The organism is Kribbella aluminosa, from assembly GCF_017876295.1.
Taxonomy (GTDB): domain Bacteria; phylum Actinomycetota; class Actinomycetes; order Propionibacteriales; family Kribbellaceae; genus Kribbella; species Kribbella aluminosa.
In genome coordinates, this window is record NZ_JAGINT010000002.1 from 3066440 (window position 1) to 3089403 (window position 22964).

Genomic DNA, 22964 nt, shown 5'->3' on the forward strand with positions numbered 1-22964 from the left:
TTCAGAGCAAATCGGGGTCGTCGAAGGCTCTTTCGAGCGCTTCGGCGGCGGCTGGGTTGGCGGCTCGACGGCCCATATACACATCTTGCGTGATCGAGACCTTGGCCTGACCCAGTTGGTCGGCAACTTGGCGGGCGGTGTGGCCGGCCTCGTCAAGGGCGGTGGCGGTGGTCTTGCGGAGGGCGTGAGAGCGGATCCAGGCGAGCTTGTCTGACTCGGCGGGTTGGATGGCCGCCTCAAGCTGGGCAAGCAGGTCAGGACTGTCGTTGAGGTCGATGCCGTAGATCTTGACGAGGCTGGCAACAAGTGAGTCGTCGACCTTGATGCGGCCGGTTTCGACCAGCTCCACTCTGGTTTGAGGCCATCCGAGCGTGGCAGCTACCTGCTTGCGGGACATGCGCATCTTGCGGCGGTGCGTCTGGAGGGTAAGTCCGAGGTCGCGGCGGGCGGCGCTTCCGACGGGGGACAGGGCGGTGCGGAGGGAGCGGCGGGTGTTCGAGGGGTCGCGGAAGCCGCCGCGGGTGTCGGAGAAGATGGGGTTGTCGAGGCGGACGCCTGCAGCGAAGCGGGCGCGGAGTCTGGCGGTGGCCCAGGCGGGGAGGCTGAGGACCCGTTGGCCGGCTCGTGACTTGGTGGTCTTGCGGATCAGGCCGCCACCTGGCAGCCGAGCGATGGTGTGGGTGATTTTGACGGTGCCGGTTTCGAGGTTGACCTGCTCCCAGAGGACGGCGAGGGCTTCGCCGATGCGGACGCCGGTGCCGAGCATGAAGGTGGTCAGGTCGGGGAGGTCGGCTTGGACGGCTCGTTGGTCGGCGGCCAGGCTCTTGCGGAGGAGGGTGACTTCTTCGGTGGTGAGGGCTCGGGGTGGGTTCTTGGGTTTGGCTTCGATGGCGTCGACTTCGCGGACAGGGTTCACGGACATGGCGCCGTAGCGGACGGCGAGCTTCATAGCCCCAGACAGGATGGCGCGGCAGGTCTTGGCCGTGGGGGCGCCGGACGTGTTCTTGATCTTGGACAGGACGGTGTCGATGCGTGGGGTGCTGGCCTCGCCGATGCGGAGCTCGCCGACGGCGGGACGGATGTGGTTCTTGAGGGCGCGCCGGTAGGTATCCAGGGAGGTGGGGGAGCGTGTGCCGTCGTTGACCAGGCCCTCGAATCGCTTTTCCCAGAGGTCGAGCAGGTGGTTGATCTTGTGCATCGCGGTCAGCTCGCCCGACTGGCTGGTCTTCGCGCGGTCCTGGACCTTCTTCAGAAGTGCACGTTCGGCGGCGGTCTTGGTCTTGCCGAACGCGGACACAACGCGGACGCGGCCGTCGTGGTCGCGGAACTTCGTCTTTGCGCGGTAGGCGACAGGCTTGCCCTTGTCGTCGGTCCTCTCGACGCTGGCCGAGATGCTTCCCCAGCCTCCGATGGGCAGCGGTGGTCTCGACATCTCAGGCCTCCAACCGGGGTGATGGTTGGCAGCTCAACGCTCGGCGCGGCTGAGAATCCGAGAAATCGGCAGCGACGCGAACCGATGTGACGTGACGCACAGTAATGGTGAACGAGAGGCGGCGAGGGCGACCTGAACAAGACCCTGGGCGCTCGCCACGAAGGGTGGATCTGGCAAAGGGGCACGTAAAGGGCCCGTGCCAGACATGACGAAACCCAGGACACTCGCGTGACCTGGGCTTTTGTGCGCCGCCAGGGACTCGAACCCCGAACCCGCTGATTAAGAGTCAGCTGCTCTGCCAATTGAGCTAGCGGCGCTTGGTGGTGCTTTCGAACGAAGAGGATCGTAGCAGGGGGATCGGGGAGATGCGAAATCGGTTAGTGGGTGAGGACGGTCATCGCGGCGTTGTGGCCGCCGAGGCCGGAGACGGCGCCGCCGCGGCGGGCGCCGGAGCCGCAGATGAGGAGGTTGGGGGTGTCGGTTTCGGTGCCCCAGCGGCCGATGTCGGCGGGGGTGGTGGCCCAGGGCCACTGGAGGTCGCCGTGGAAGATGTGGCCGCCGGGCATGCCGACGGATTCCTCGATGTCGTACGGCGTCTTGGCCTCGATGCAGAGGTTGCCGTTGGTGTCCCGGGCGATGCAGTCCGCGAGTGGTTCGGCGAGGTACGACTCGAGGCCGGCGAGCACCCGCCGGGTGGCCTCGGTGCGGGCCGAATCGTTGTCGGAGGCAAACAATCGGGCGGGGAAGTGCACACCGAACACGGTCAGCGTTTGGTAGCCCGCGGCAACCAGCTCGGGGGAGAGGACCGACGGATCGGTCAGCGAGTGGCAGTAGACCTCCGATGGCGGTACCGCCGGCAACTCACCAGCCAAAGCGGACTGGTACGCCGACTCCAGCTGGCTGTAGTCCTCGTCGATGTGGAACGTGCCGGCGAACGCGCGCGCCGGGTCGTCGCCCGACTTCAGCGCCGGCAGGTGGCGCAGCAGCAGGTTGATCTTCAGCTGCGACCCCTCCGGCTTCTCGACGCCGGCTTGACCACGTAGCGCAGCCAGCGTCGAAGGGGCGACGTTCGACAGCACCCAGGTGCAGTCCACGGACCGCTCGCCGTCGCCGCCGAGCCAGGTGACCGAGCCGCGCGTCCCGTCGACCTCTACGGAGGTGACTTCCGCGTTGGTGACCAGTGCGGCACCTGCATGTCGCGCGGCTGCAGCCAGCGCGTCAGTGACCGCTCCCATGCCTCCCACCGGTACCCGCCACTCGCCGGTGCCGTTGCCGATCAGGTGGTACAGGAAGCACCTGTTCTGGATCAGTGACTCGTCGTGCAGGCCGGCGAACGTTCCGATCACGGAATCGGTCGCGACGACGCCCCGGACGGTGTCGTCGGCGAAACGGCGCTCGATGGTCTCGCCGAGCGGTCGCTCGACCAGCTCATTCCAGAGCGTGCTGTCGACGCGGGAGCGGATCTCTGCGGCCGGCTGGAGCGGCTCGAGCAGTGTGGGTGCTACGGCTGCGGCCAGCGAGCCGACAGCTCCGTAGAAGTCGGTCCAGGCCTCGTACTCCGTGTCACTGCCCGTGAGCGCCCGGAACGAGTCCCTCGTGCCAGGGCCTTCCGGCCGCTCGACCAGCAGGCCGACGTCGCGGCCACCACGCCGCACCGGGGTGTACGACGCCACGGCGCGTGAGCGGAGGTCCAGGCCGAGCCCCAGGTCGGCGACGATCTTGTCGGGCAGGAGGCTCACCAGGTACGAGTACCGCGACAGCCGTGCGTCAACACCCGGGAACACTCGCTCGCTGACCGCTGCGCCGCCCGTGTGCGCCTGCTGCTCCAGGACGAGTGTGGAGAACCCGGACTGGGCCAGGTACGTGGCGGCCACGAGACCGTTGTGCCCACCGCCCACTATGACGACGTCGTAGAAGTCCTTCATCCCACCGGCCAATCGAGCGTGTGATAAGCGGCGTCCCAGAACATCCATTCGTAGCGGCACGTCGTAGCGAAGTGCTGGTGACAACGTTCCCGCTCCGCAGTGCCGACGTCCAGTGTGTCTGTCACCGCAAGCACCTGCTCGACCACGACGTCGAACTCCTCCGAGCCGTACGTCGCGATCCACTTCGCGTACAGCGGGTCCGGTGACGACTGCTTGAGCAGCTCCCGCCCCACGCCCCGGTAGATCCAGTAACAGGGCAGGACGGCGGCCACGGCCTCGGCGTACGTGCCTGTGGCGCACACAGCCGTCAGATAGGACATGTACGCCGTTGTGGTCGGCCCGGAACCAGCCGCGTCCACGTCGGCTGCCGTGAGGCCGAGAGACTCCAGCAGCGACGTGTGCAGCTCTCGCTCGACTGCGATCGCGTTGGCGGCGTGCAGCGCGAACATGCTGACCGCGTCCTCGTCGGGCGCCCGTGCCGCGACCAGGCTGAGTGCCCGCGAGTACGCGCGCAGGTAGTGGCTGTCCTGCGTGATGAAGTACCGGAACGCGTCGTGGCCCAGGGTCCCCTCGGTCAGGCCGGTGATGAACGGGTGCCGGACGATCTGGTCGTACACAGAGGCGGCACCGCGGTCCCACAGCTCGCTGGAAAACGTCATCCCCACTCCTCGCCGTCGACTGCCACCGACCCTATCCACAGAGCGCGCACGGATCACGAGACGCAGCTCACCTCGACGCCCTACTCTGAAGCATGGGTGGAAGCATGGGTGCACTCGAGGGGATGCCGCCGGAGACGCCGCTGCTCCGGCAGATCCGTGCATCGGTGATCGGGGACGACCAGGTGATGCCCGGTCCGTACGGGCCGCGGCGGGTCACGTACGCCGACTACACCGCGTCCGGTCGCGCGCTCACGTTCCTGGAGGACTTCATCCGCGAGGAGGTCCTGCCGCGGTACGCGAACACCCACACCGAGTCCAGCGGGACTGGTCTGCAGACCACCCGGTTGCGGGAGGACGCCCGGAGGATCATTCACAACAGCGTCGGCGGCGACGACGAGACCGCGGTGATCTTCTGCGGCTCCGGCGCGACCGGGGCGATCGACAAGCTGATCGGGATCATGGGCCTGCGGATCCCCGCCGAGCTCGACGACACGTACCACCTGACCGACCAGATCCCGCCGGAGCAGCGGCCGGTCGTCTTCATCGGCCCGTACGAGCACCACTCGAACGAGCTGCCCTGGCGGGAGTCGATCGCGGACGTGGTGCTGATCAACCAGGACGCGGACGGCCACATCGACATCGACCAGCTCGAGTCCCGGCTGCAGCAGTACGCCGCCCGCCCGCTCAAGATCGGCTCGTTCTCGGCGGCGAGCAACGTCACGGGCATCGTCAGCAACACGCAGCGGGTGTCCGCGCTGCTCCACCGGTACGGCGCCCTGTCCTTCTGGGACTGCGCCGCCGCCGCGCCGTACGTCGAGATCGACATGTACGGCGGGCACGACCAGGACCCGCTCGCCTACAAGGACGCGATCTTCCTCAGCCCGCACAAGCTGATCGGCGGTCCGGGTACGCCGGGTGTGCTGGTCGCGCGGCGCGAGCTGCTCCGCAACCGGGTGCCCGACGTACCGGGTGGAGGCACGGTCGCGTACGTGAACCCGCTGGAGCACCGCTACCTGGACGACCCGGTGCACCGCGAGGAGGGCGGGACGCCGGCGATCATCGGGTCGATCCGTGCCGGGCTGGCGTTCCAGCTGAAGCAGGCGGTCGGGATCGACGTGATCCGCGCGCACGAGGACGCGTACCTGCGGCGCGCGGTCGAGGCGTGGAGGCGCGAGCCGAACCTGCAGATCCTCGGCAACCTGGACGCCGAGCGGTTGTCGATCGTCTCGTTCGTGGTCAAGGGGCCGTCCGGGCGGTACCTGCACCACAACTTCGTTGTCGCACTGCTGAACGATCTCTTCGGAATCCAGTCCCGCGGCGGGTGCTCGTGCGCCGGCCCGTACGGTCACGCGCTGCTGGGGATCGACCTGGCCCGGTCGCACGAGTTCGAAGAGGAGATCCTGCACGGCTGCGAGGGGATCAAGCCGGGCTGGGTGCGGGTGAACTTCAACTACTTCATCTCCGAGGCGGTGTTCTCGTACGTCGTCGAGGCGGTCAAGCTGGTCGCCCGGGACGGCTGGCGGCTGCTCGGCGACTATCGCTTCGACCCGGCGAACGGCCTCTGGCGGCACCACAGCGGCCCGGTCGAGCCGCCGATGCGACTCTCCCAGGTCGGGTACGACGCCGACGGCAGGCTCAGGTATCCGCGGCACGACCACACCGCGCCCGAGTCCGCCCTCGACGACTACCTCGCCGAGGCCCGCGACCTGCTGGCCATCTGCGCCCAGAACGACGCCGACAACGCTGACACCGCCGACCCGGACGGTCAGGTCAACACCGGCTTCGACCACCTCCGCTGGTTCGAGCTCCCTTCTCGCTGCCTGATCCGGGACTAACGCGCACCGGCGGTGCGGAGGATCTTGGCGATGTCGTCGTAGCCGCTGGACCGGGCGTGCTGGAGCGGGGTGACGCCGGCCCTGGTCGGCGAGGCTCGGGTCGGCGCCGGCGTCGACGAGGATCTGCACGATGTCCTGCCACGGCTTCGTGCCCTTGCCGAGGAGGACCGCCTCGAGGAGCGCGGTCCAGCCGAGGTCGTTGACGTGGTTGACGTCGATCTTGGTCTGCACCACCCGCCGCACGTAGTCGACGTGACCGCGCTCACTGGCCGGGATCACCGAGATGCCGCCGAACCGGTTCCGCAGGGTCAGATCGGGGTTCGCCGGGAGGAGCGTCTCCAGCATCGCGACACTCCCGGTGACGCCGGTGACGAGCCAGGCGGAGTCCTTCCGGTCGTCCTGCGCGTCGGGATCCGCGCCGAGCTGGACGAGCAGGCGTGCGACGTCCACCCGGTCGTTGAGTGAGGCCAGCAGCAGCGCCGTACGCCGGACGCCGCGGCGCCGAGGAGCGCGCCGGCGGCGACGTGCTTGTCCCGGAGGTCGTCGGCAGCGTCCGGGGCGAGTGCGGCCGCCACGGCGGTCTGGCCACGCTCCTTCGCGGCCCGCACCGGGGTCGTGCCGTCGTTGACGGCGGGCTTGTTCCGGTCGGCGCCGCCGGCGATCAGCAGCCGGACGGTGTCGACGTACTGCGGGGTGCCCTTGCCGAGCAGGACCGCCTCGTGCAGCGCGGTCCAGCCGAGGTTGTTCACGTGGTCGACCGCGACGCCCGCCTGGAGCAGCCGGCCGACGACTGCGGCGTGACCGCGCTCGGCGGCCCGGATGAGCGCCGTACCGTGGTAGCTGTCGAGGCTGCGGACGTCGGCGCCGTGCGCGAGCGTCAGGTTCAGCAGATCGAGGTAGCCCTCGCTGGCGGCGATCAGGAACGCGCTCTGGACGGTGTCGTCGAGGGCGTTGACGTCGGCGCCTGCCTCGATCAGCCGCTTGGCCTCCGGGACGTCGTTCTTCCAGGCGGCGGCGATCAGCTGGCTGTCGAGAGTGGACGGCACGGTTGCGCTCCTCGAGGGTGACGGGTTGGGTCGTGGACTGTTACTCGTATCAGTGGAGCACGCGGTGGTCGCTGCCATCATCAGGACGGCGACCACTGCGACCGGGCGGCGTTTCATCGGCGTGGGTCGAGCGTGATGACCTGGTACGGCGGGACGGCGGTCGCCTCGTCGAACTTGCTGTCGACCACCAGCAGCCGGCCCTGGGCGAGCTTCGCGGTGGTCAGCACCCGGTCGGGGTCGGTCGGCTTCGCGGTCCGCAGGTCGAACCGCCAAAGCTTGCCGACGTTGCCCTGGGCCACGACCAGCGCCCTGCGGTCCGGGGAGAGCACGATGCCGCCGAGGTTGAAGCCGTCCGCGGTCTGGATGGACCCGGTCGCGTCGGCCCAGGTGCTGACGGTCCACCGGCCGTGCCGCTCGGCGACCCGGAAGATCTGCGGGGCGTTCGAGTTCGTGAAGTAGGCGGCGCCGTCCGGGCCGATCGCGATGTCGTTGAGGAACGAGTCCGGTACGCCGGTGCGGAGCGCGGCCAGCAGTTTGCCGTCGCGGCCGTAGACCCAGAGGTCCGGCGCGCCCGGGTGGTCGATCCCGTTCGGCCCGCCGGCGACGTACACCCGGCCCTGGGAGTCGACGTTCACGCCGCGGGCGGTCCAGCGGCCGTCGGTGCCGTCGCCTTTCAGCCACTCGACCGCGGTGGGGGAATTGACCTGGCCGCGGTGGATCTCACCGCCGGTGGTCTCGGAGACGTAGTAGTTCCTGGTACGGGCGTCGTACCCGATGCCCTCGAACTTCGAGCCGCCGGGGTCGCGGCGAGCTCGTAGGTGTTCGGCCGGGCCGCGAACGCCGTCGAGGCGCCGGCGCCGAGCAGCGTGGCGGAGAGTGCGAGGGTGGCGGACAGCGAACGGACAGACATCTGTACCTCTCCAACGATCGGTGGATTTCGAGCTGCCTCCAGCCTCCGTCCGCGGCACCCCCACGCACGACGGGTGTTTGGCCATCAACGGATAGCCGAACGGATGATTCGGAACCGGCCCAACCGGGCCTACGATCGGCTGAACATGTCCACTGCGCACACCCCGTCGATCCTGAGCCACGCGACCCGACTGGTGGCCGCGCTGCACGCGGCGCTGGTCGTGCTGGTGCTGGCCTCCGTGGTGCGGTACCTGAGCGGCCACGGGTTTACCTAGCGAGATCCGTGGCTCCTCCTGGCGGCCGTAGTGCTGTTGGCGACGTACGCCGGCTACCGTCTGCTGCCCAGCCGGGTCTGGCTCGCGCTACTGGTGCTGGAGTGGTGCGTGCTGGTGCTTCTGGCGCCGTCATTCGCCTGGTGCGCCGTGCCGCTGTCCTTTGTTGCGCTACGCATCCTGTCGTTCCGGCCGGCCTGTCTGGTGGTGGCCGGCATGGTTGTGGTCACCGTGGTGCAGTGGACCCGGATGACCGACCGGTTGGACCCGACGATCGTGCTGGGGCCGGTCTGCATCGCAGTGCTTGCCGTGGGCGCCTATCGGGCGCTGGAGCGGGACGCCCTGGCCAGACAGGCGTTGCTGGACGAGCTGCACGCGGCACAGGGCGATCTTGCCGACGCACAGCACCAGTCCGGGGTGATAGCGGAGCGGGCCCGGCTGTCGCGAGAGATCCACGACAGCGTGGCGCAGGGGCTGTCCAGCATCAACTTGCTGCTGCAGGCCGCAGAGCGCGAGTGGGACGACAAGCCCGCTGTTGCGCGCCAGCACGCGGCACAGGCAGCAGCCACGGCACGTGACGGTCTGGACGAAGCCAGGCGAGTCGTGCGCGACCTGGCCACCCGCAGAGCTCGCTGCAGGTCTGCCGGACGCACTTCGCAAGACCTGCGAGCGGTTGTCTGCGCACAGCGACCTCAAGATCCACGTACAGGTGCACGGTACGCCGGTGACGCTGGACTCCGAGGTGGAGACCGCGTTGCTCCGCACGGCCCGCGGCGCGGTGGCCAACGTGCTCGAACACGCGCACGCGGATTCGGCTTTCGTGACGCTGACCTACCACCCGGATGCGGTCGTCCTCGACGTTGTGGATAACGGCCGGGGCCTTCCGCGATCTCATGTCAAGATCGATTCCGACCGCGGCCACGGACTGGCCGGGATCCGGGAACGGCTGAGACAACTGGGAGGAACGCTCGTGCTGGAGAGTGAACCGGGGGACGGTACGGCGTTGGCCGCCTCGATCCCCCTGAAGGCCACGGAGGACGGATGATCCGGGTGGCATTGGTCGACGACCATCCGGTCGTCCGGGCCGGCATCCGCGCGCTGGTCGACGGCGAGGACGATCTGACCGTCGTCGGCGAGGCGTCGGACGCGCCCAGCGCCGAGCAGCTCGTCGCGGCGGTCCGCCCCGACGTGGTGCTGATGGACCTCAACCTCGGCCCGGGCCCAGGCGGGGCGGAGGTGACCGCGAAGCTGCGGCGGAGGGCTGACTCGCCGTACGTGCTGATCCTGACGACCTACGACACGGAGGCCGCCATCATGAGTGCGATCGACGCGGGCGCCTCCGGGTACCTGCTGAAGGACGCGCCGTCGGAGGACCTGTTCCGCGCGATCCGCGGCACCGCCCGCGGGGAGACCGTGCTCGCGCCGACGGTCGCCGCCCGGCTGATCCGGCGTACCGGCCCGACGCTGACCGAGCGCGAGGTGGAGATCCTCGGCCTGCTCGCCACCGGCAAGTCGAACCGGGATCTGGCCAAGACGCTTTACGTCAGCGAGGCGACGATCAAGTCGCACCTGCAGCACATCTACACGAAGCTGGAGGTGGAGACCCGGGCCGCCGCCGTGGCACGCGCGATCGAGCAACGCATCATCCGGGCGGTCAGCTGAGTATGGTCTGAGGGTGAGCAGCTCCGAGAACGACGAGGGCGGTGGCGAGAGCCTCCTGACAGTGCTGGTCGCGCTCACCGCGAACCTGCTGATCGCGCTCGCGAAGACGGTCGTCGCGGTGATCACCGGATCCGCCGCGATGGCGGCCGAGTCCGCGCACTCCTGGGCCGACACCGGCAACGAGATCTTCCTGCTGGTCGGGGAACGGCGGGCGCGGAAGCCGGCCGACCGGACGCATCCGCTCGGCTACGGACGGGTCGGGTACATCTGGTCGATGTTCGCGGCGTTCGGCCTGTTCACGGTCGGCGCGGCGGTGTCGGTGTGGCACGGCATCCAGTCGCTGCAGCACGGCGAGGCGGAGGCCGCGTCGTACGGCTGGGCGTACGCCGTGCTCGGCGTCTCGTTCGTGCTCGAGGGGCTCTCGTTCACGCAGGCGCTGCGGCAGACCAAGGCCGGTGCGGTGGAGCGGATGCTGCGGCCGTGGCGGTACGTCCGGATCACCTCCAACCCGGTACTGCGGGCCGTGTTCGTCGAGGACCTGTCCGCGCTGATCGGCATCCTGATCGCGACGCTCGCGATCCTGATGCACCAGCTGACCGGCAACGCGGCCTGGGACGCGGTCGGGTCGATCGTGGTCGGCGTTCTGCTCGGCGTGGTGGCGCTGTTCCTGATCAGCCGGAACATGGACTTCCTGACCGGCGAGGCCGTCACCCCGCTGGCCCGGAACCGGGTGCTCCGGGCGCTGCTCGCACACCAGGACATCGAGCGGGTGACCTTCCTGCACATGGAGTGGGTCGGCGCCGACCGGATCTTCCTGGTCGCGGCGGTCGATGTGATCGGCAACGACGTCGAGTCCGAGGTCGCGGGCCGGCTGTACGCGATCGAGGACGCGCTGAACGCGCGGCCGGAGATCCAGCAGGCCATCCTGACGCTGTCCCGGCCGGGCGACGCCACCAGCCTGCAGCCGGCCGAGCTGCCCCGCTGGTACGTCGAGCCGCAGTCGTAGGGCACGTCGCCCTAAGGCACGTGCGCTAAGGCACGTGCGCGAGGAAGTGTTCGCGGTCGACGACGACCCGGACGAGTTCGCCGTCCGCGATCAGCTGACCCGCGGAGTTGGTGGCACGGACCTGGAAGCGCAGGTGGTTGCCGTCGAGCTCGGGGGCGTCCGCGGCGATGTCCACGGTGTCGCCGACGCGGGTCGGCATCCGGTGGCGGACGCGGACCGACGTACCGACGGAGGTCTGGCCGGCGGCCAGCAGCGGCTGGGCGAGCTGGACGGTCGCGTACTCGAGCCAGGTGATCAGCCGGGGCGTGGCGAGCACCTCCACGTCTCCGCTGCCGACGGCGAGCGCGGTGTCGGAGGGGGTCACTTCATGTCGCACGGCGAACTGTCCTTACACGAGGTGTACGCTTCCCGACCGTGGAGCCCGTACACGTGGCGGTTTCGGCTTTGGCTGCATTGTTGCCGATCACCAACCCGGTCGGCGCGCTGGCCACCTTCGCAGGCCTGACTGACGGCGTCGAGCGCGCCGCGATGCGGCGCCAGGCGGTGATGACGGGCGTCTACGTGCTCGGCATCCTGACGGTGTTCGCGCTGCTCGGCACGCTGGTGCTGGAGGGCCTGGGGATCGGCCTGCCCGCGCTGCAGATCGCCGGCGGCCTGGTGGTCGGTCACTCCGGCTTCGGGATGATCGTGTCCCGGCAGACGCTGACCGACGACGAGAAGACGCACGGCGTGGCGAAGCCGGACGTGTCGTTCTCGCCGATGGCGCTGCCGCTGGTCGCCGGCCCCGGCGCGATCGGCGTCGTGATCGCGCTGACCGCGCGGCACCCCGGCATCACCAACCGGCTCGGGGTGATCGTCGGAGTAGCCGTGATCGCGGCGCTGGTGGCGGTGCTGCTCCGGTTCGGCACGCCGCTCGTCGACAAGCTCGGCCCGACCGGGATCGGGGCGCTCAGCCGGATCATCGGCTTCCTGACACTGGCCATCGGCGTCGAGCTCGTCACCCACGGCGTGCTCGCGGTGAAGTAGGGCCCGGCGCCCACCTGAGCGCCGGGCCTGCTCGGCTACTTACTTGTCTACTTGCCGATCTTGGAGACCGGCGGGAGCTTCCACGCCTTGCTCTTGGCGAGCGCGGTGAGGTCCTTGACGGACAGCAGGGGCGTGGCGCGGGTGTGCGGCTTGCCCTTCTCCTGCGGGCCGTTGTAGCTGGTGAGGCTGATGCTGCGGCCGTCGCGGCGTTGCAGGACGACGTAGTTGTTCACGACACCGAACTCCGCTTGACGGCTGTCGGTGTACTCGGGTGACTCCTTCTCGACGTACAGGACGGAGCCGTCCGGGAGCGTGCTGCAGCCCTGGCGGACTGGTACGCACGGGTTCTGCTCGCCGCCGGAGAGCATGACCTCGACCCGGGACGCGCCGTGGCCGTCGTTGACGACGTACGCCGCGGCGCTGAACCTGCCGTCGCCCCAGGCGTCCGGGCTCGAGAAGGTCCGGCCTGGTGCCGTCAGGAGCGTCTTCAGTGTGCTGAGCGTCTTCGTGTAGCCGGGACCGTGCGTGCCGGACGGCGTCGGCGTCGGTGTCATCGGTGTCGCCCCCACCGTCGCCGGCGGTTTCGCGGACGGCTTTGCGATTCCACTCGGCGCACCGGCGGCCCGCGCTGTCGGCGGGGGAGCTGAACACGTGGATCCCGCCCGCGATCAGGCCGGCGGTGGCCAGTACGGCGCCCGCGCCGCCCGCGGCGAGCAGTGTCGTACGACGGCGGCGCAGCCGGGTGCCGTGCGCGACGGTACGTTCCAGCAGGTCGGGTGTGACGGGCTCGAGGTTCTCGGTGGCCCGCTCCATCAGGTCAGTGAGCTTGGTGTTCATTTGGGTTCTCCTGGTCTCAGTGCGCGATCAGCTGGTCGGCACCCTCACCGAGGACCGCCCGCAGGCGTTCCAGGGCACGGGCGGTGCGAGTTGTGATCGCACTGGTCTTCTTGCCGAGATCGAGCGCCACCTGCTCGACGCTGCGATCTTCGAAGTACCGCAGCACCAGCACCGCCCGATCCAACGGCGCGAGCTCCCCCAACGCGCTCTGCAGAGCCAGCCGCAGCTCCACGTCCCCAGCCCGCTCGACCACCTCGGGCACGTCGGCCGTCGGCCGCTCTCCCCAGCTCTTACGCCGCCGCTGCGAAACAAACGTCCGCACCAGCGCAGTTCGCGCATAAGCCCCCGGCGTGTCGATCCGCCCCCACGCCGTCATCAACTTGGCCAGCGTCTCCTGAACCAGATCCTCGGCATGATGCCGATCCCCGCACAACAACCAGGCAGTCCGATACAACCGCGGTATCTGCACCCGCGCGAACTCCTCGAAGTCCTCGCCCGTACCCATCCACACCTCCCGTAGACGCCTCTGCCTCAAGAGACGCATCCACAAGCGCGTCAGGTCACAAGAACCTCAAAACACCAACGAAAGCACCCAAACCCCCAACGCCAACACCCCGACCACAAACGTCACAACAACCACAACCCCATACCCGAACCAAGCACTCCCACTCAACTTCACAGAAGCATCCTCCCACCAACAGCACCAGGAGATGAGCAACAAACAACCCCAGCCACAGCAGCCGACCAGGAAGGCCAACCCAGCCACGGCAGCCGACCAGGAAGGCCAACCCAGCCACGGCAGCCGAGCAAGAAGGCCAACCCCAGCCACAGCAGCCGAGCAAGAAGGCCAACCCCAGCCACAGCAGCCGACCAAGAAGGCCAACCCCAGCCACAGCAGCCGACCAAGAAAGCCAAACCCAGCCACAGCAGCCGAGCGAAGCGAAGGCGAAGGGGGTGCGGGTGGCGGAGCCCCCGCTCGCGGCAAGCGAAGCGCAGCCGCACAAAATGACGAAGCCGACCACTCCCGCGCGCTTCTGCGCGGGCATGGCCGGCCATCGGGTGAGTGACGGGACTTGAACCCGCGACCACCTGGACCACAACCAGGTGCTCTACCAGCTGAGCTACACCCACCATTACCGCCCGAAGTGCGACGGCTGAGCAATCATAGCGACGAAGTGGCGGGACCAGAAATCGAGGGTGAATCCGCGGCTCAGGAGGCGGTCGAGGTGTCCTCGGCGGGTGCGGTGATGAGGCTGGCGGCGGCTCGCGCGGTGCTGGAGTCGGGTCCGGGTTGCGGCACGAACACGGTCTCCCGGTAGTACCGGAGTTCGGCGATGCTTTCGGTGATGTCGGCGAGCGCGCGGTGGTTGCCGTTCTTGGCGGGGGTCGCGTAGTACACCCGCGGGTACCAGCGGCGGACGAGTTCCTTGATCGAGCTGACGTCGACGTTGCGGTAGTGCAGGTGCGATTCGACGCGGGGCATGTCGCGGACGAGGAACGTGCGGTCGGTGCCGACGGAGTTCCCGGCGAGGGCGGCCTTGCGGGGCTCTTTGACGTACGACGTGATGAAGTCGAGCACCTGCTGCTCGGCGTCGGCGAGCGGGATGCCGGCAGGGAGCTCGTCGAGCAGCCCGGACGCGGTGTGCATGTCGCGGACGAAGTCACCCATCTGCTCGAGCGCGCCCGGGGGCGGCGCGATCACCAGGTCGATCCCGTCACCGAGCACGTTCAGTTCGTAGTCGGTGACCAGCACCGCGACCTCGATCAGGGCGTCGTTTTCCAGATCGAGGCCGGTCATCTCGCAGTCGATCCACACCAGCCGGTCATTCATGGGCACCCACCTTACGGCGACGGTCCGACAGTACGGCGACCGCGTGCCCGGTCAGCGCGGCGCGTGCCCGATGTGGACGCTCCGGACGGACAGTACGGCGAGGTCTGTGCGACGTCCGAGGAAATACGGCCCTTCGGGGTCCAGCAACTGCTGCCAGACGTCGACGTCCTCCGGACTGAGCCATTCCTCCTCGGGCACCTGACCGTGCCCGACACCGGTCAGCCGCTCGATCCGCGTCCGGAACGCATGCACGACAGCGTCCATCCGCGCGGGCTGGAGCGGTGCGGGCGTCTCGCTCAGCACGCTCCGCGTGGTCACGTCGACGAGCCCGGCCCGGGTCAGCGCCTCGGTCCACCCGTACGGCATCGGCACAGCTCCGGTCAGCGAGTCCCGCATCACCTTGAACCACCGGTCCTGCGCGACGTCCAGCCGCAATTCCAGGCCGGGTTCGCCGATCCCGAGGTCCCACGGCAGTTGCCGCGCGGGCAGCCCGCCCTCCGCCAGCGCCAACCGTCCGCCGGGGGCGAGCAGCGACGCGAGCGCGTCCACGGCCGCCTGCTGATCGGCGGCGTGGTGTACCGAGGCCGACGCCCAGATCAGGTCCGCCGGTGCACCGATTGCCTGGCGCAACGGTTCCGCGCCGTCGTCGAGCGAGGCGAGTTCGCAGCGCACGAGCCCACCCGTGTACTCGCGTGCCTGCGCCAGTACGTCGGGATCCGCGTCGATCGCCACCACCGTCGCGCCGGGCCGCGCCTCGGCGAGGGCCTTCGCCATCCCGCCCCCGCCGCACCCGACGTCCGCGAGCATCTGGTCGCCGTCGCGGACGAGCGGGCCGGCCACCGCCGCGTTCCAGTCGGTCTCGCCCTCGGCGGACGTCCGCAGCCGCCCGGCCTCTCCAGCCCAGTCGATCTCGATCATGCCGACCAGTCTGGTACGGACGGGCTGGACAGCACACGCCGGATGACGAGGTTTACCGTTGCGCGATGATCACCACCGAGCGCCTCGCGCTGCTGCCGCTGCAGGTCGAGTACGCCGTACCGATGGCAGAGGTGCTGTCCGACCCGGCTCTCTACACGTTCACCGGCGGGGAACCGCCGACCGTGGAGGCGCTCGGGGCGCGCTACCGCCGCCAACTGGCCGGTCCTGACCGGGAAGGCGAACAGTGGCTGAACTGGATCGTCCGGTACGACGACAACCTGATCGGCTACGTTCAGGCCACGGTCACCGGAAGTACGGCGGAAATTGCCTGGGTGATCGGCACCGCATGGCAGGGCCGGGGATTCGCGAAGGAAGCAGCGCAGGGATTGGTCACCTGGCTACGGGCGGGAAACGCCCACCGGATCATCGCACACGTACATCCGGAACACACCGCGTCGGCCGCCGTGGCAGCCGCGATCGGTCTCGCCTGCACCGACGTACTGGAGGACGGCGAGTACCTGTGGAGCACGGCAGACCCGGCCTGAGCCGGGTCTGCCGCCGAAAACTACCGTCTGGAAGACGGCCGAGATCAGACCGGTCGAACGTTCTCGGCCTGCAGGCCCTTCGGGCCCTGGGCGATCTCGAACTCGACGCGCTGGTTCTCGTCCAGGGAGCGGAAGCCCTGGGTCTGGATCGCCGAGTAGTGAACGAACACGTCGGCGCCGCCGTCCTCCTGGGAGATAAAGCCGAAGCCCTTCTCGCCGTTGAACCACTTCACTGTTCCCAAAGCCATGATTTTCTCCTGATACGACAAAACGCCCGGCGGATCACAAATCCGCGGGCGCTTCGACACGAACGTGGAACTGCAACTGCAACAATGCAAAACCCTAGCACGCTGGATGAGTCGTCAGCCACCCCTCGCCGCGCCGTACGTCGTACTCGTCCGGAGTTCCGGGCCAAGTGCACGCACATCCGGGGCTTCCGCACTCGCAGGCGAACGGGTTCGGCGGCAGCTCGGCCAGCCCACGATCCGCCTGCCACAACCGCCCCTGCCGGCCCGCCGCGAGGTTCTCGTACTGCCGCTGCCTACTCAACTCCTCGCCGCCCTGCACCCGGGGGAGTGGCCCTAGCGCATCAGCAACGCTCTGAGCGACAGCGGCCCAGTCCGGGTCGGCCGGCACCTCGACTACTACCCGCCCGCGCTCCGCGGCCCCCCGCCGTACCCGATGAGCCAGCCCATCCTGCTACGGCCTGACGTACGTCGCCAGCGAGGCCGCACCGGCGGGGACGACCGAAGCGAGCTTCAGGTGCACGGGCTGGTCCAAGGGGCCGAAGATCTTCTCGCCGTCGCCAACGATCGACGGGAGCGTCATCAGCCGGTACTCGTCGACCAGGTCCGCCGCCTGCAGTGCACGGATGACGCTCAGGCTGCCGGTGACCGCGATCGGCCGCGGCTCCGAACGTACGTAGTCGGCCAGCGAACCCTCCATCAGGGTCGAGTTGGGGAACACCGAGAGGTCGGTCAGCGTGTGCGACGCGACCACCTTGGCCATCTTGTTCATCTTGGTCGAGAAGTCGTCGGTCCGGTTCGGCCAGAGCCTGCTGAACAGCTCCCAGGTGTTCCGGCCGAGCAACAGCACGCCCGTGTCCATCAGCTCGCCCAGCCGGAACTTGTCCCCGCCGGTGGTCTCAGGTCCGTGCCGGAACGCCCAGCCGCCGAACGGCGTACCTCCCGAGCCGTCGGGGTCCGTGATGACGCCGTCCATGCTGACGAATCCGGTGACGATGACGTGTCCCATGGCTCCTGCTCCTTCTGTCGAGTGCTTCACGCCGGTACATACCGCCGGACCGGCTGAGAATCATCGGTCCCCGCGAATGTGACCTTGACCTCATTCGGAGCGTCGCCTACCGCATTCTGTATGCAATCTGCGCGCCGCCCACGCGGTCGCCGATCTGCTGGCCGGCAAGGTCGGTGTCTGACGCGCCGTCAAGCCGATGTGTTGACGCAAACATGTCTAGACTCCTGCCACACGGGAGGTGCCGGGTGGAGGGAACGGTAGGACGGCGGCGGGGTCCGTCGATGGCCGACGTCGCACGGCTGGCCGGGGTGTCCGGGCAGACCGTCTCGCGGGTCGCGAACGGCCGGCAGAACGTCGACGCACTCACCCGAGCCCGGGTGCAGGACGTGATGCGCGAGCTCGGCTACCGCCCGAACGGCGCCGCGCGAGCGCTGCGCAGCGGCGAGTTCCGCAGTATCGGCGTGATCGTCTTCGAACTCTCCACGTTCGGTACGACGCGAACCCTGGACGCGATCGCCACCGCCGCCACCGCGCGCGGGTACTCCGTCAACCTGATGCCCGTGCTCTCGGTCAGCCGACAGGCGGTCGTGGACGCGTTCACCCGGCTGGGGGAGCAGGCCGTGGACGGCGTCATCATGATGATCGAGGCCCACGTACTGGAGGAAGTACGGCTGCCCGTCGGGCTGCCGGTCGTGGTCGTGCACGCCGGCGCGCACTACGACCACCCGGTCGTCGACACCGACCAGACGCAGGGCGCCCGGCTCGCGACGGAGCATCTGCTCGAGCTGGGGCACCGGACCGTCTGGCATGTCGCCGGGCCGCCGTCGTCGTTCGCGGCGGACCAGCGTCGCCGGTCCTGGGAGCAGACGCTCCGCGACCGCGGCCGCGACGTACCGGCTGCGCTGTTCGGGGACTGGTCGTCAGCCTCCGGGTACGCCGCCGGCTGCCGGCTCGCCGCGGATCCGGACATCACCGCGATCTTCGTCGCCAACGACCAGATGGCGCTCGGCGTACTGCATGCCCTGCACACCCACGGCCGGTCGGTGCCGGACGACGTCAGCGTGGTCGGCTTCGACGACATGGAGGAGGCGGCCCAGTTCTGGCCGCCGCTCACCACCGTCCGTCAGACCTTCACCGACATCGGCCGCCGCAGCGTCGACACCCTGCTCGCCGAGATCCACTCCACCGGCCACCACGCCCCGGTCGCCGTCCCCACCACCCTCATCCTCCGCAACAGCACCGCCAGTCTCCGCTGACGAGCGTGTGGGATGGTGCGGTCATGACCACCGAGTGGCATCGTGCTACTGCTGCGGACGCCGAGTTCCTGGCCGGACTTGCAGCGGTTGGCGTGGCCGAGGTCGCGGCGTTCCTGCGCAGCTGGCGGGTCCACATCACCGCGACCAACGACGCGGCCGTCGCGGTCCTCCCGCCGGCGGATGGGCAGCGCAGAGGGTACGGCGCTTGGTGGGTGCGTGGAGGATCTGACGAAGCAGCCGCTCAGTTGGTGCGGCTGGCGAGGGCGACGCCGGGGGTGCGGGTCCTGCAGATCGCGCTGCCTGCAGACGAGATCGTCGATGACCCACCCTTCGAGCGGGCCTTCTCCGTGTGGACGATGGTCCACGACGGCATCAGTTGGCCCGAGCGAGAGCCGGAGTTGGCGGCGCCGCTCAGGTACTGCGGGCCGGGGGACGTGCTGCAGGACGAGTTCCAGCACGCCTACGAGCAGGCGTACCGCGACCAGCGGCTCGTCGAACCGCGTACGTTGTGGGACCGCCTGCCAGACCAGGGCGCGCTGGCTGTCACGCCCGACGGTCGAGTGGCCGGGTTCGTTCTCGGGTTCTCCCAGGCAGACGGCAGTGTCGAGCTAGGGCCGATCGGGACTGTGCCCGGGTGGCGCGGGCGCGGTGTGTGTACGGCGTTGCTCGGCTCGGTGCTGCTGCGCTCCCGAGGACTCCAACTCCACCTGACTGTCGACGGGGAGAGTCCGACGGGTGCGCAGGAGCTCTACCTTCGGCACGGGTTCCGGATCACCGCACGGCTGGTCAGATACGAAGTACAGCTCAGTTAGTCCGTCGGCGACGCTTCTGGGCGGGTGCGGACGGCGCGGGGGTGGGGGCCGCGGCCTGGAGGTCGTGGTAGGCCTTGCGGGTGTGTTCGGTGTGTTCGCGCATGATCTGGGCGGCCTTGTCCTCGTCGCCTTCGCTGATGGCTTTGACGAGGCGGTTGTGTTCGCGCCAGGACGCCGCACCGCGGACGGGAGCGACCGGCGTGTAGTACCACCGGACGCGGCGGTCGACCTGCGCCGCGAAGTCGACGAGGAAGCGGTTGCCCGACATCTCGGTGATGAGGCTGTGCAGCTCGCCGTTCGTACGGACGGTGCCGTCGATGTCGCCGGCCTCCTGGTGCGCCGTGCCGACCTTGCACAGGTCGCGGAGCTTGGCGACGTCCTCCTTGGACGCGTGCCGGGCCGCGAGTCGCGCGGACTCGGACTCGAGCGCGGCGCGGGCCGCGAGCAACTGGTCGACCTCGTCCTCCGCGGGCACGTGCACCATCGCACCGAACCCGGGGCGCAGGTCCACCCAGCCCTCGTTGTTCAGCCGCTGCAGGGCCTCGCGCACCGGCTGGCGGGAGACGCCCAGCAACTCGGCGAGCTCGACCTCGACGAGGTGCCGCCCGCGCTCCAGCGTGCCGTCGATGATCATCTCGGTGAGGGCCTCGTACACCGATTCGCGCAACGGCTGCGGCCGCTTGACGTGCCGTGCGCCTGCCGGTTCCGCACCCGCCCCTGGCCCCGCACTGATCGTCGTCATCAGGTCCCTCCCGGTCCTCCAGTGATGGCACTTGGTAGACAGTCTACCAAGTGCCATGACCTGACCTGCAGCTCCGCGGCATCCGGGAACCGCGGCCGAGCCGCCAGAGCACCGAACCTACGCATGAAGTGTGCAGTCGCCCGTATACATAATCCAGCCGTAGTAAGCCGGGAAGATCCCGGGCAATGGTGTGAACTGGATCACAGTGTGTCTGGTTCGGGGGGAGCTCGTTCGACGGTCTGTCAGAGAGAGGAGCTAGCTGATGGAGAAGGTCGTTTCGAAGGACGGCACCGAGATCGCGTACGACGTGACCGGTCGCGGACCCGGGTTGGTACTGGTAGCCGGCGCCTTCACGGGTCGCGCGTACTTCGCCGAGTACGCCCAGGCGCTGTCGTCCACGTTCACGGTGATCGCGTACGACCGGCGTGGTCGCGGTGACTCCGGTGACACCACGCCGTACGCCGTGGAGTGCGAGTGGGAGGACCTGGACGCCGTACGGTCAGCCACCGGCGCCCAGTACGCATGTGCGTTCTCTTCGGGGAGCATGGTGCTGCTGCAGGCAGGGCTGCCATTCGAGAAGCAGGCAGTCGTAGAGCCGCCGTTCCGCGTCGAGGGCGCGCCGCCGGAGCCGGAGCGGTACCTGGAGCGATTGCAGGAGTACGTGGCGGCTGGAGACCCAGGTGGCGCGGCTGAGCTGTTCATGGTGGAGGCGGTCGGCCAGCCGCGAGAGATGGTCGAACAGATCCGCCAGACACCCATGTGGGCCGGGCTGGAGGCCATGGCGCCCACACTGGTGTACGACGCGCTGCAACTGCGGGACAGCGCCGTACCGGTCGAGCTGCTCGCGTCTATCGAAGTACCGACGCTGGGGCTCTACAGCAACGCCAGCCCGGAGTGGTTGCAGCGGTCGGTGCGAGAGACGGCCGCAGCGCTTCCGCAGGGCACTGTGGAAGGTCATGACGGCACGTTCCACACACTGGCGCCGGAGACGCTGGCAGCGGTGCTGAAGGACTACTTCGTCGGTGCCTGAACCGGTTTGCTCAGGAGGCGCTTGAGGCGCGGCGCCAGCGGCCGCTCCCCGCCGTAGTGCAGGGCGGCAGGTACGCCGACCATCAGCGCCATCGTGGCGGCGACCAGGAGGACGTGGTTCACCTGGTCGCCGAGGCGCTCGAAGATGATGAAGCCGAGGGTGCGTGTGCACCAGGCTCGACGTTCTGGACGTTCGGCAGCGAGTTGAACATCGTGAGGTTCGCCAGGTGCCGCGGCAACGAGACGGGAACCGCGCCTGGCTGAAGCCGACCGACCAGCGTGGCCGCGACCCAGTACGCCGGGTACAGCCGGACCGCCCGCGAGACCACGAACGACCGCGGGCTCCGGTTCCACGTACCGGACGTCAGCCCTCCGCACGATCCCGGGTGCGACCTAAAGGATGACGAGGTGAGCCGGGCAGACGGTTGCAGGCGGCAAGGACTTCGGCGGGGGCCGATCCACGGGATCAGCGGGGCGTGGCTGAGGATCGTCGTACCGGGGAGGTCGGCGAACGAGCGCTCGAAGCAGGCGTGAGTACGACGTTGCATCGTCGGATCCTGGATCAGGAGCAACGTCCGCGGTGTGACGATCAGGCGGCGGGTGAAGTCCGCGTTCTCCCCGCGGTTGGTGGACTGGTCTTCGACCTTGATCCGCCCCGCTGGGACGCCGTACCTGATGAGCAGGTCCCGGAAGACGTGCGCCTCCGGTCGTCCCGTCGCGATGTCCAGACCGCGTCGCCGTACTGCGTCGTCGAGGAACGAGGTAGCGGGCGGTCACGTCCTCATCCAAAACAGACGCGCTCCCAGTAGTCGTCCGACGTGCTGACATCAGGTCGGCAGGCGCATCGGCATCAGGATGTACGCGGCGTCGGCGGTCGGCGGGTCCTCGGGGGAGTGCAGGCCGGTCAGGTTGGCCGGCTTGATCGGCTGGGTGAAGGCGAAGTGGGCGACCGGCGTGCCGAGTGAGGCCAGGCCGTCGAGCAGGTACCCGGCGTTGAAACCGGTCACCACCGGGTCGCCGGTGAGTGTGACCTCGACCGACTCCGAGGCCTGTGCCTCCTCACCGTTGCCCGCGTCGAGCGTCGCCGTACCGTCCGCGAACGTGAGCCGCACCGGCGCCGACCGCTCCGCCACCAGCGCGACCCGTTTCACCGCCTCGACGAGCGCGGCGGTCTGCACGGTGACCGTCGACGCGATCGCGTTCGCGGCCGGAATCAGCCCGCGGACCTTCGGGAACTCGCCGTCGATCAGCCGGCTGGTCACATGCCGGCCGCCGCCCTCGAACCCGATCAGCCCGTCCCCTGTGCGGGTCGAACCGAGGGAGAGCGTGACCTCGTGACCGGCCATCGCCTTCGCGACGTCCAGCAGCAGCTTCGCCGGGACCAGCGCGTTCGTCTCGGCGCCGGCGTCGACCGGTTGCCACTCGAACGTACGAACGGCCAGCCGATACCGATCGGTGGCGAGCAGCGAGATCGTCGACCCGCGGACCTCCAGCCGGATCCCGGTGAAGACCGGCAGCGTGTCGTCACGCCCGGCCGCGCTGATCACCTGCGCCACCGCGCGCTGGAACACGTTGCCGTCGACCACCCCGCTCGCCGCCGGCATCTCCGGCAGCGGCGGATACTCATCGAGCGGCAGGGTGTGAAGGACGAATCGGGCAGCCCCGCTACTCACCTGGACCCGGGCGGTCTCCGCGCTCAGCTCCACCGTGTCGCGCGGCATGCTCCGGCAGATGTCCGCCAGCAACCGCCCGGACACCAGCACCCGCCCCTCGTCGGCCACCTCCGCCGGCACGCTGACCTGCGCCGAGCTCTCGTAGTCGAACCCGGACAACGTCACCTGACCGTCCGCCGCGTCGACCACCATCCCGGCGAGGATCGGCACACTCGGCCGGCTCGGCAGCCCACGAGCCACCCACCCGACCGCCTCGGCCAGCACCTCTCGCCCGACCCGAACCTTCATCCCTGAC

Annotated in this window: 26 protein-coding genes, 2 tRNA genes and 3 pseudogenes; 11 read left to right on the forward strand and 20 right to left on the reverse strand. The window is 69.0% G+C overall.

The features are described from left to right. Position 1: 1 nt before the first annotated feature. From JOF29_RS35790 to tenA, 4 genes are all read right to left on the reverse strand, one after another. The gene (locus JOF29_RS35790; RefSeq protein ID WP_209698782.1) at positions 2-1432 is read right to left on the reverse strand and encodes a helix-turn-helix domain-containing protein; all 1431 of its coding nucleotides are present in this window, start codon (positions 1430-1432) and stop codon (positions 2-4) included. A 244-nt stretch (positions 1433-1676) separates the two neighbouring features. Continuing rightward, a tRNA-Lys gene (locus tag JOF29_RS35795) sits at positions 1677-1749 on the reverse strand. 60 nt (positions 1750-1809) lie between these two features. Next, positions 1810-3357 carry a phytoene desaturase family protein gene (locus tag JOF29_RS35800; protein WP_209698783.1) on the reverse strand — a complete coding sequence of 516 codons (1548 nt, stop codon included), beginning with the start codon at positions 3355-3357 and terminating at the stop codon, positions 1810-1812. Further along, positions 3354-4016, reverse strand: a complete 663-nt coding sequence (tenA, locus tag JOF29_RS35805) for a thiaminase II (RefSeq protein ID WP_209698784.1) — start codon at positions 4014-4016, stop codon at positions 3354-3356. The genes JOF29_RS35800 and tenA overlap by 4 nt, the downstream gene beginning before the upstream one ends. A gap of 104 nt (positions 4017-4120) precedes the next feature. Between tenA and JOF29_RS35810 the strand changes: the two genes are divergently transcribed. Continuing rightward, positions 4121-5851 (forward strand): aminotransferase class V-fold PLP-dependent enzyme, encoded by a 1731-nt coding sequence (locus JOF29_RS35810; RefSeq protein WP_245359791.1) that lies wholly within the window; start codon positions 4121-4123, stop codon positions 5849-5851. 147 nt (positions 5852-5998) lie between these two features. Here the strand turns inward: JOF29_RS35810 and JOF29_RS46205 are convergent. The 3 genes and pseudogenes from JOF29_RS46205 to JOF29_RS35820 all read right to left on the reverse strand — a co-directional run. After that, positions 5999-6301 (reverse strand): annotated as a pseudogene (locus JOF29_RS46205) (ankyrin repeat domain-containing protein); the annotation flags it as partial. Between the two features lie 107 nt (positions 6302-6408). After that, positions 6409-7014, reverse strand: a pseudogene (locus JOF29_RS46210) (ankyrin repeat domain-containing protein); the annotation flags it as partial. Next, positions 7011-7865, reverse strand: coding sequence for an SMP-30/gluconolactonase/LRE family protein (locus JOF29_RS35820; RefSeq protein WP_245359793.1), 855 nt, complete (start codon positions 7863-7865; stop codon positions 7011-7013). The gene JOF29_RS35820 and the pseudogene JOF29_RS46210, both read right to left, overlap by 4 nt. Positions 7866-7952: 87 nt before the next feature. Between JOF29_RS35820 and JOF29_RS44955 the strand changes: the two genes are divergently transcribed. The 5 genes and pseudogenes from JOF29_RS44955 to JOF29_RS35835 all read left to right on the forward strand — a co-directional run bounded on the left by JOF29_RS44955 (position 7953) and on the right by JOF29_RS35835 (position 10746). Continuing rightward, on the forward strand, positions 7953-8081 hold the full coding sequence (locus tag JOF29_RS44955; protein WP_281067462.1) for a hypothetical protein: 129 nt from the start codon (positions 7953-7955) through the stop codon (positions 8079-8081). Positions 8082-8327: 246 nt separating this feature from the next. Next, positions 8328-8639 (forward strand): annotated as a pseudogene (locus JOF29_RS45730) (histidine kinase); the annotation flags it as partial. A 13-nt stretch (positions 8640-8652) separates the two neighbouring features. After that, complete coding sequence (locus tag JOF29_RS45735; RefSeq protein ID WP_307863857.1) at positions 8653-9123, forward strand: sensor histidine kinase; 471 nt, start codon at positions 8653-8655, stop codon at positions 9121-9123. Beyond that, the gene (locus tag JOF29_RS35830) at positions 9120-9740 is read left to right on the forward strand and encodes a response regulator (protein ID WP_209698786.1); all 621 of its coding nucleotides are present in this window, start codon (positions 9120-9122) and stop codon (positions 9738-9740) included. Before JOF29_RS45735 ends, JOF29_RS35830 begins: the two co-directional genes overlap by 4 nt. A gap of 13 nt (positions 9741-9753) precedes the next feature. Beyond that, positions 9754-10746 carry a cation diffusion facilitator family transporter gene (locus tag JOF29_RS35835; RefSeq protein ID WP_209698787.1) on the forward strand — a complete coding sequence of 331 codons (993 nt, stop codon included), beginning with the start codon at positions 9754-9756 and terminating at the stop codon, positions 10744-10746. 25 nt (positions 10747-10771) lie between these two features. Here the strand turns inward: JOF29_RS35835 and JOF29_RS35840 are convergent, their stop codons facing one another. Then, positions 10772-11122, reverse strand: coding sequence for a thioesterase family protein (locus JOF29_RS35840; RefSeq protein ID WP_209698788.1), 351 nt, complete (start codon positions 11120-11122; stop codon positions 10772-10774). Positions 11123-11160: 38 nt separating this feature from the next. Between JOF29_RS35840 and JOF29_RS35845 the strand changes: the two genes are divergently transcribed. After that, positions 11161-11772, forward strand: coding sequence for a MarC family protein (locus tag JOF29_RS35845; RefSeq protein ID WP_209698789.1), 612 nt, complete (start codon positions 11161-11163; stop codon positions 11770-11772). Positions 11773-11819: 47 nt separating this feature from the next. Here JOF29_RS35845 and JOF29_RS35850 read toward each other — a convergent pair whose 3' ends face one another. From JOF29_RS35850 to JOF29_RS35870, 5 genes are all read right to left on the reverse strand, one after another. Continuing rightward, entirely contained in the window at positions 11820-12326 is a 507-nt protein-coding gene (locus JOF29_RS35850) for a hypothetical protein (RefSeq protein WP_209698790.1), read from the reverse strand. A 299-nt stretch (positions 12327-12625) separates the two neighbouring features. After that, positions 12626-13114: a SigE family RNA polymerase sigma factor gene (locus tag JOF29_RS35855; RefSeq protein WP_209698791.1), complete on the reverse strand. Its 489-nt coding sequence runs from the start codon at positions 13112-13114 to the stop codon at positions 12626-12628. A gap of 553 nt (positions 13115-13667) precedes the next feature. Next, a tRNA-His gene (locus tag JOF29_RS35860) sits at positions 13668-13740 on the reverse strand. Between the two features lie 79 nt (positions 13741-13819). Then, complete coding sequence (gene orn / locus JOF29_RS35865; protein ID WP_209698792.1) at positions 13820-14440, reverse strand: oligoribonuclease; 621 nt, start codon at positions 14438-14440, stop codon at positions 13820-13822. A 51-nt stretch (positions 14441-14491) separates the two neighbouring features. Next, complete coding sequence (locus tag JOF29_RS35870; RefSeq protein WP_209698793.1) at positions 14492-15358, reverse strand: class I SAM-dependent methyltransferase; 867 nt, start codon at positions 15356-15358, stop codon at positions 14492-14494. A gap of 65 nt (positions 15359-15423) precedes the next feature. On the opposite strand from JOF29_RS35870, the gene JOF29_RS35875 reads away from it, so the two are divergent. Then, positions 15424-15903 (forward strand): GNAT family N-acetyltransferase, encoded by a 480-nt coding sequence (locus JOF29_RS35875; RefSeq protein ID WP_209698794.1) that lies wholly within the window; start codon positions 15424-15426, stop codon positions 15901-15903. A gap of 44 nt (positions 15904-15947) precedes the next feature. Here JOF29_RS35875 and JOF29_RS35880 read toward each other — a convergent pair whose 3' ends face one another. The 3 genes from JOF29_RS35880 to JOF29_RS35890 form a co-directional block, all read right to left on the reverse strand. Further along, positions 15948-16151 (reverse strand): cold-shock protein, encoded by a 204-nt coding sequence (locus tag JOF29_RS35880; protein WP_130381366.1) that lies wholly within the window; start codon positions 16149-16151, stop codon positions 15948-15950. Positions 16152-16245: 94 nt separating this feature from the next. After that, the gene (locus tag JOF29_RS35885) at positions 16246-16452 is read right to left on the reverse strand and encodes a hypothetical protein (RefSeq protein WP_209698795.1); all 207 of its coding nucleotides are present in this window, start codon (positions 16450-16452) and stop codon (positions 16246-16248) included. A gap of 150 nt (positions 16453-16602) precedes the next feature. After that, a complete protein-coding gene (locus JOF29_RS35890; RefSeq protein ID WP_209698796.1) occupies positions 16603-17157 on the reverse strand; it encodes a dihydrofolate reductase family protein in 555 nt (184 codons plus the stop codon). 281 nt (positions 17158-17438) lie between these two features. Between JOF29_RS35890 and JOF29_RS35895 the strand changes: the two genes are divergently transcribed. After that, a complete protein-coding gene (locus tag JOF29_RS35895; protein ID WP_245359797.1) occupies positions 17439-18413 on the forward strand; it encodes a LacI family DNA-binding transcriptional regulator in 975 nt (324 codons plus the stop codon). A 23-nt stretch (positions 18414-18436) separates the two neighbouring features. After that, complete coding sequence (locus JOF29_RS35900) at positions 18437-19225, forward strand: GNAT family N-acetyltransferase (protein ID WP_209698798.1); 789 nt, start codon at positions 18437-18439, stop codon at positions 19223-19225. Here JOF29_RS35900 and JOF29_RS35905 read toward each other — a convergent pair. Next, positions 19218-19967 (reverse strand): GntR family transcriptional regulator, encoded by a 750-nt coding sequence (locus tag JOF29_RS35905; protein ID WP_209698799.1) that lies wholly within the window; start codon positions 19965-19967, stop codon positions 19218-19220. The two genes, JOF29_RS35900 and JOF29_RS35905, sit on opposite strands and share 8 nt — an antisense overlap. A 262-nt stretch (positions 19968-20229) precedes the next feature. Between JOF29_RS35905 and JOF29_RS35910 the strand changes: the two genes are divergently transcribed. Continuing rightward, positions 20230-20997, forward strand: coding sequence for an alpha/beta fold hydrolase (locus tag JOF29_RS35910; protein WP_209698800.1), 768 nt, complete (start codon positions 20230-20232; stop codon positions 20995-20997). On the opposite strand, the gene JOF29_RS35915 is transcribed toward JOF29_RS35910, so the two are convergent. From JOF29_RS35915 to dnaN, 3 genes are all read right to left on the reverse strand, one after another. After that, the gene (locus JOF29_RS35915; RefSeq protein ID WP_209698801.1) at positions 20979-21119 is read right to left on the reverse strand and encodes a hypothetical protein; all 141 of its coding nucleotides are present in this window, start codon (positions 21117-21119) and stop codon (positions 20979-20981) included. The genes JOF29_RS35910 and JOF29_RS35915 overlap by 19 nt on opposite strands. After that, positions 21116-21724, reverse strand: coding sequence for a YdcF family protein (locus JOF29_RS35920; RefSeq protein ID WP_209700179.1), 609 nt, complete (start codon positions 21722-21724; stop codon positions 21116-21118). The genes JOF29_RS35915 and JOF29_RS35920 overlap by 4 nt, the downstream gene beginning before the upstream one ends. Positions 21725-21823: 99 nt before the next feature. Beyond that, positions 21824-22957, reverse strand: a complete 1134-nt coding sequence (gene dnaN / locus JOF29_RS35925) for a DNA polymerase III subunit beta (RefSeq protein WP_209698802.1) — start codon at positions 22955-22957, stop codon at positions 21824-21826. Positions 22958-22964: the final 7 nt, after the last annotated feature.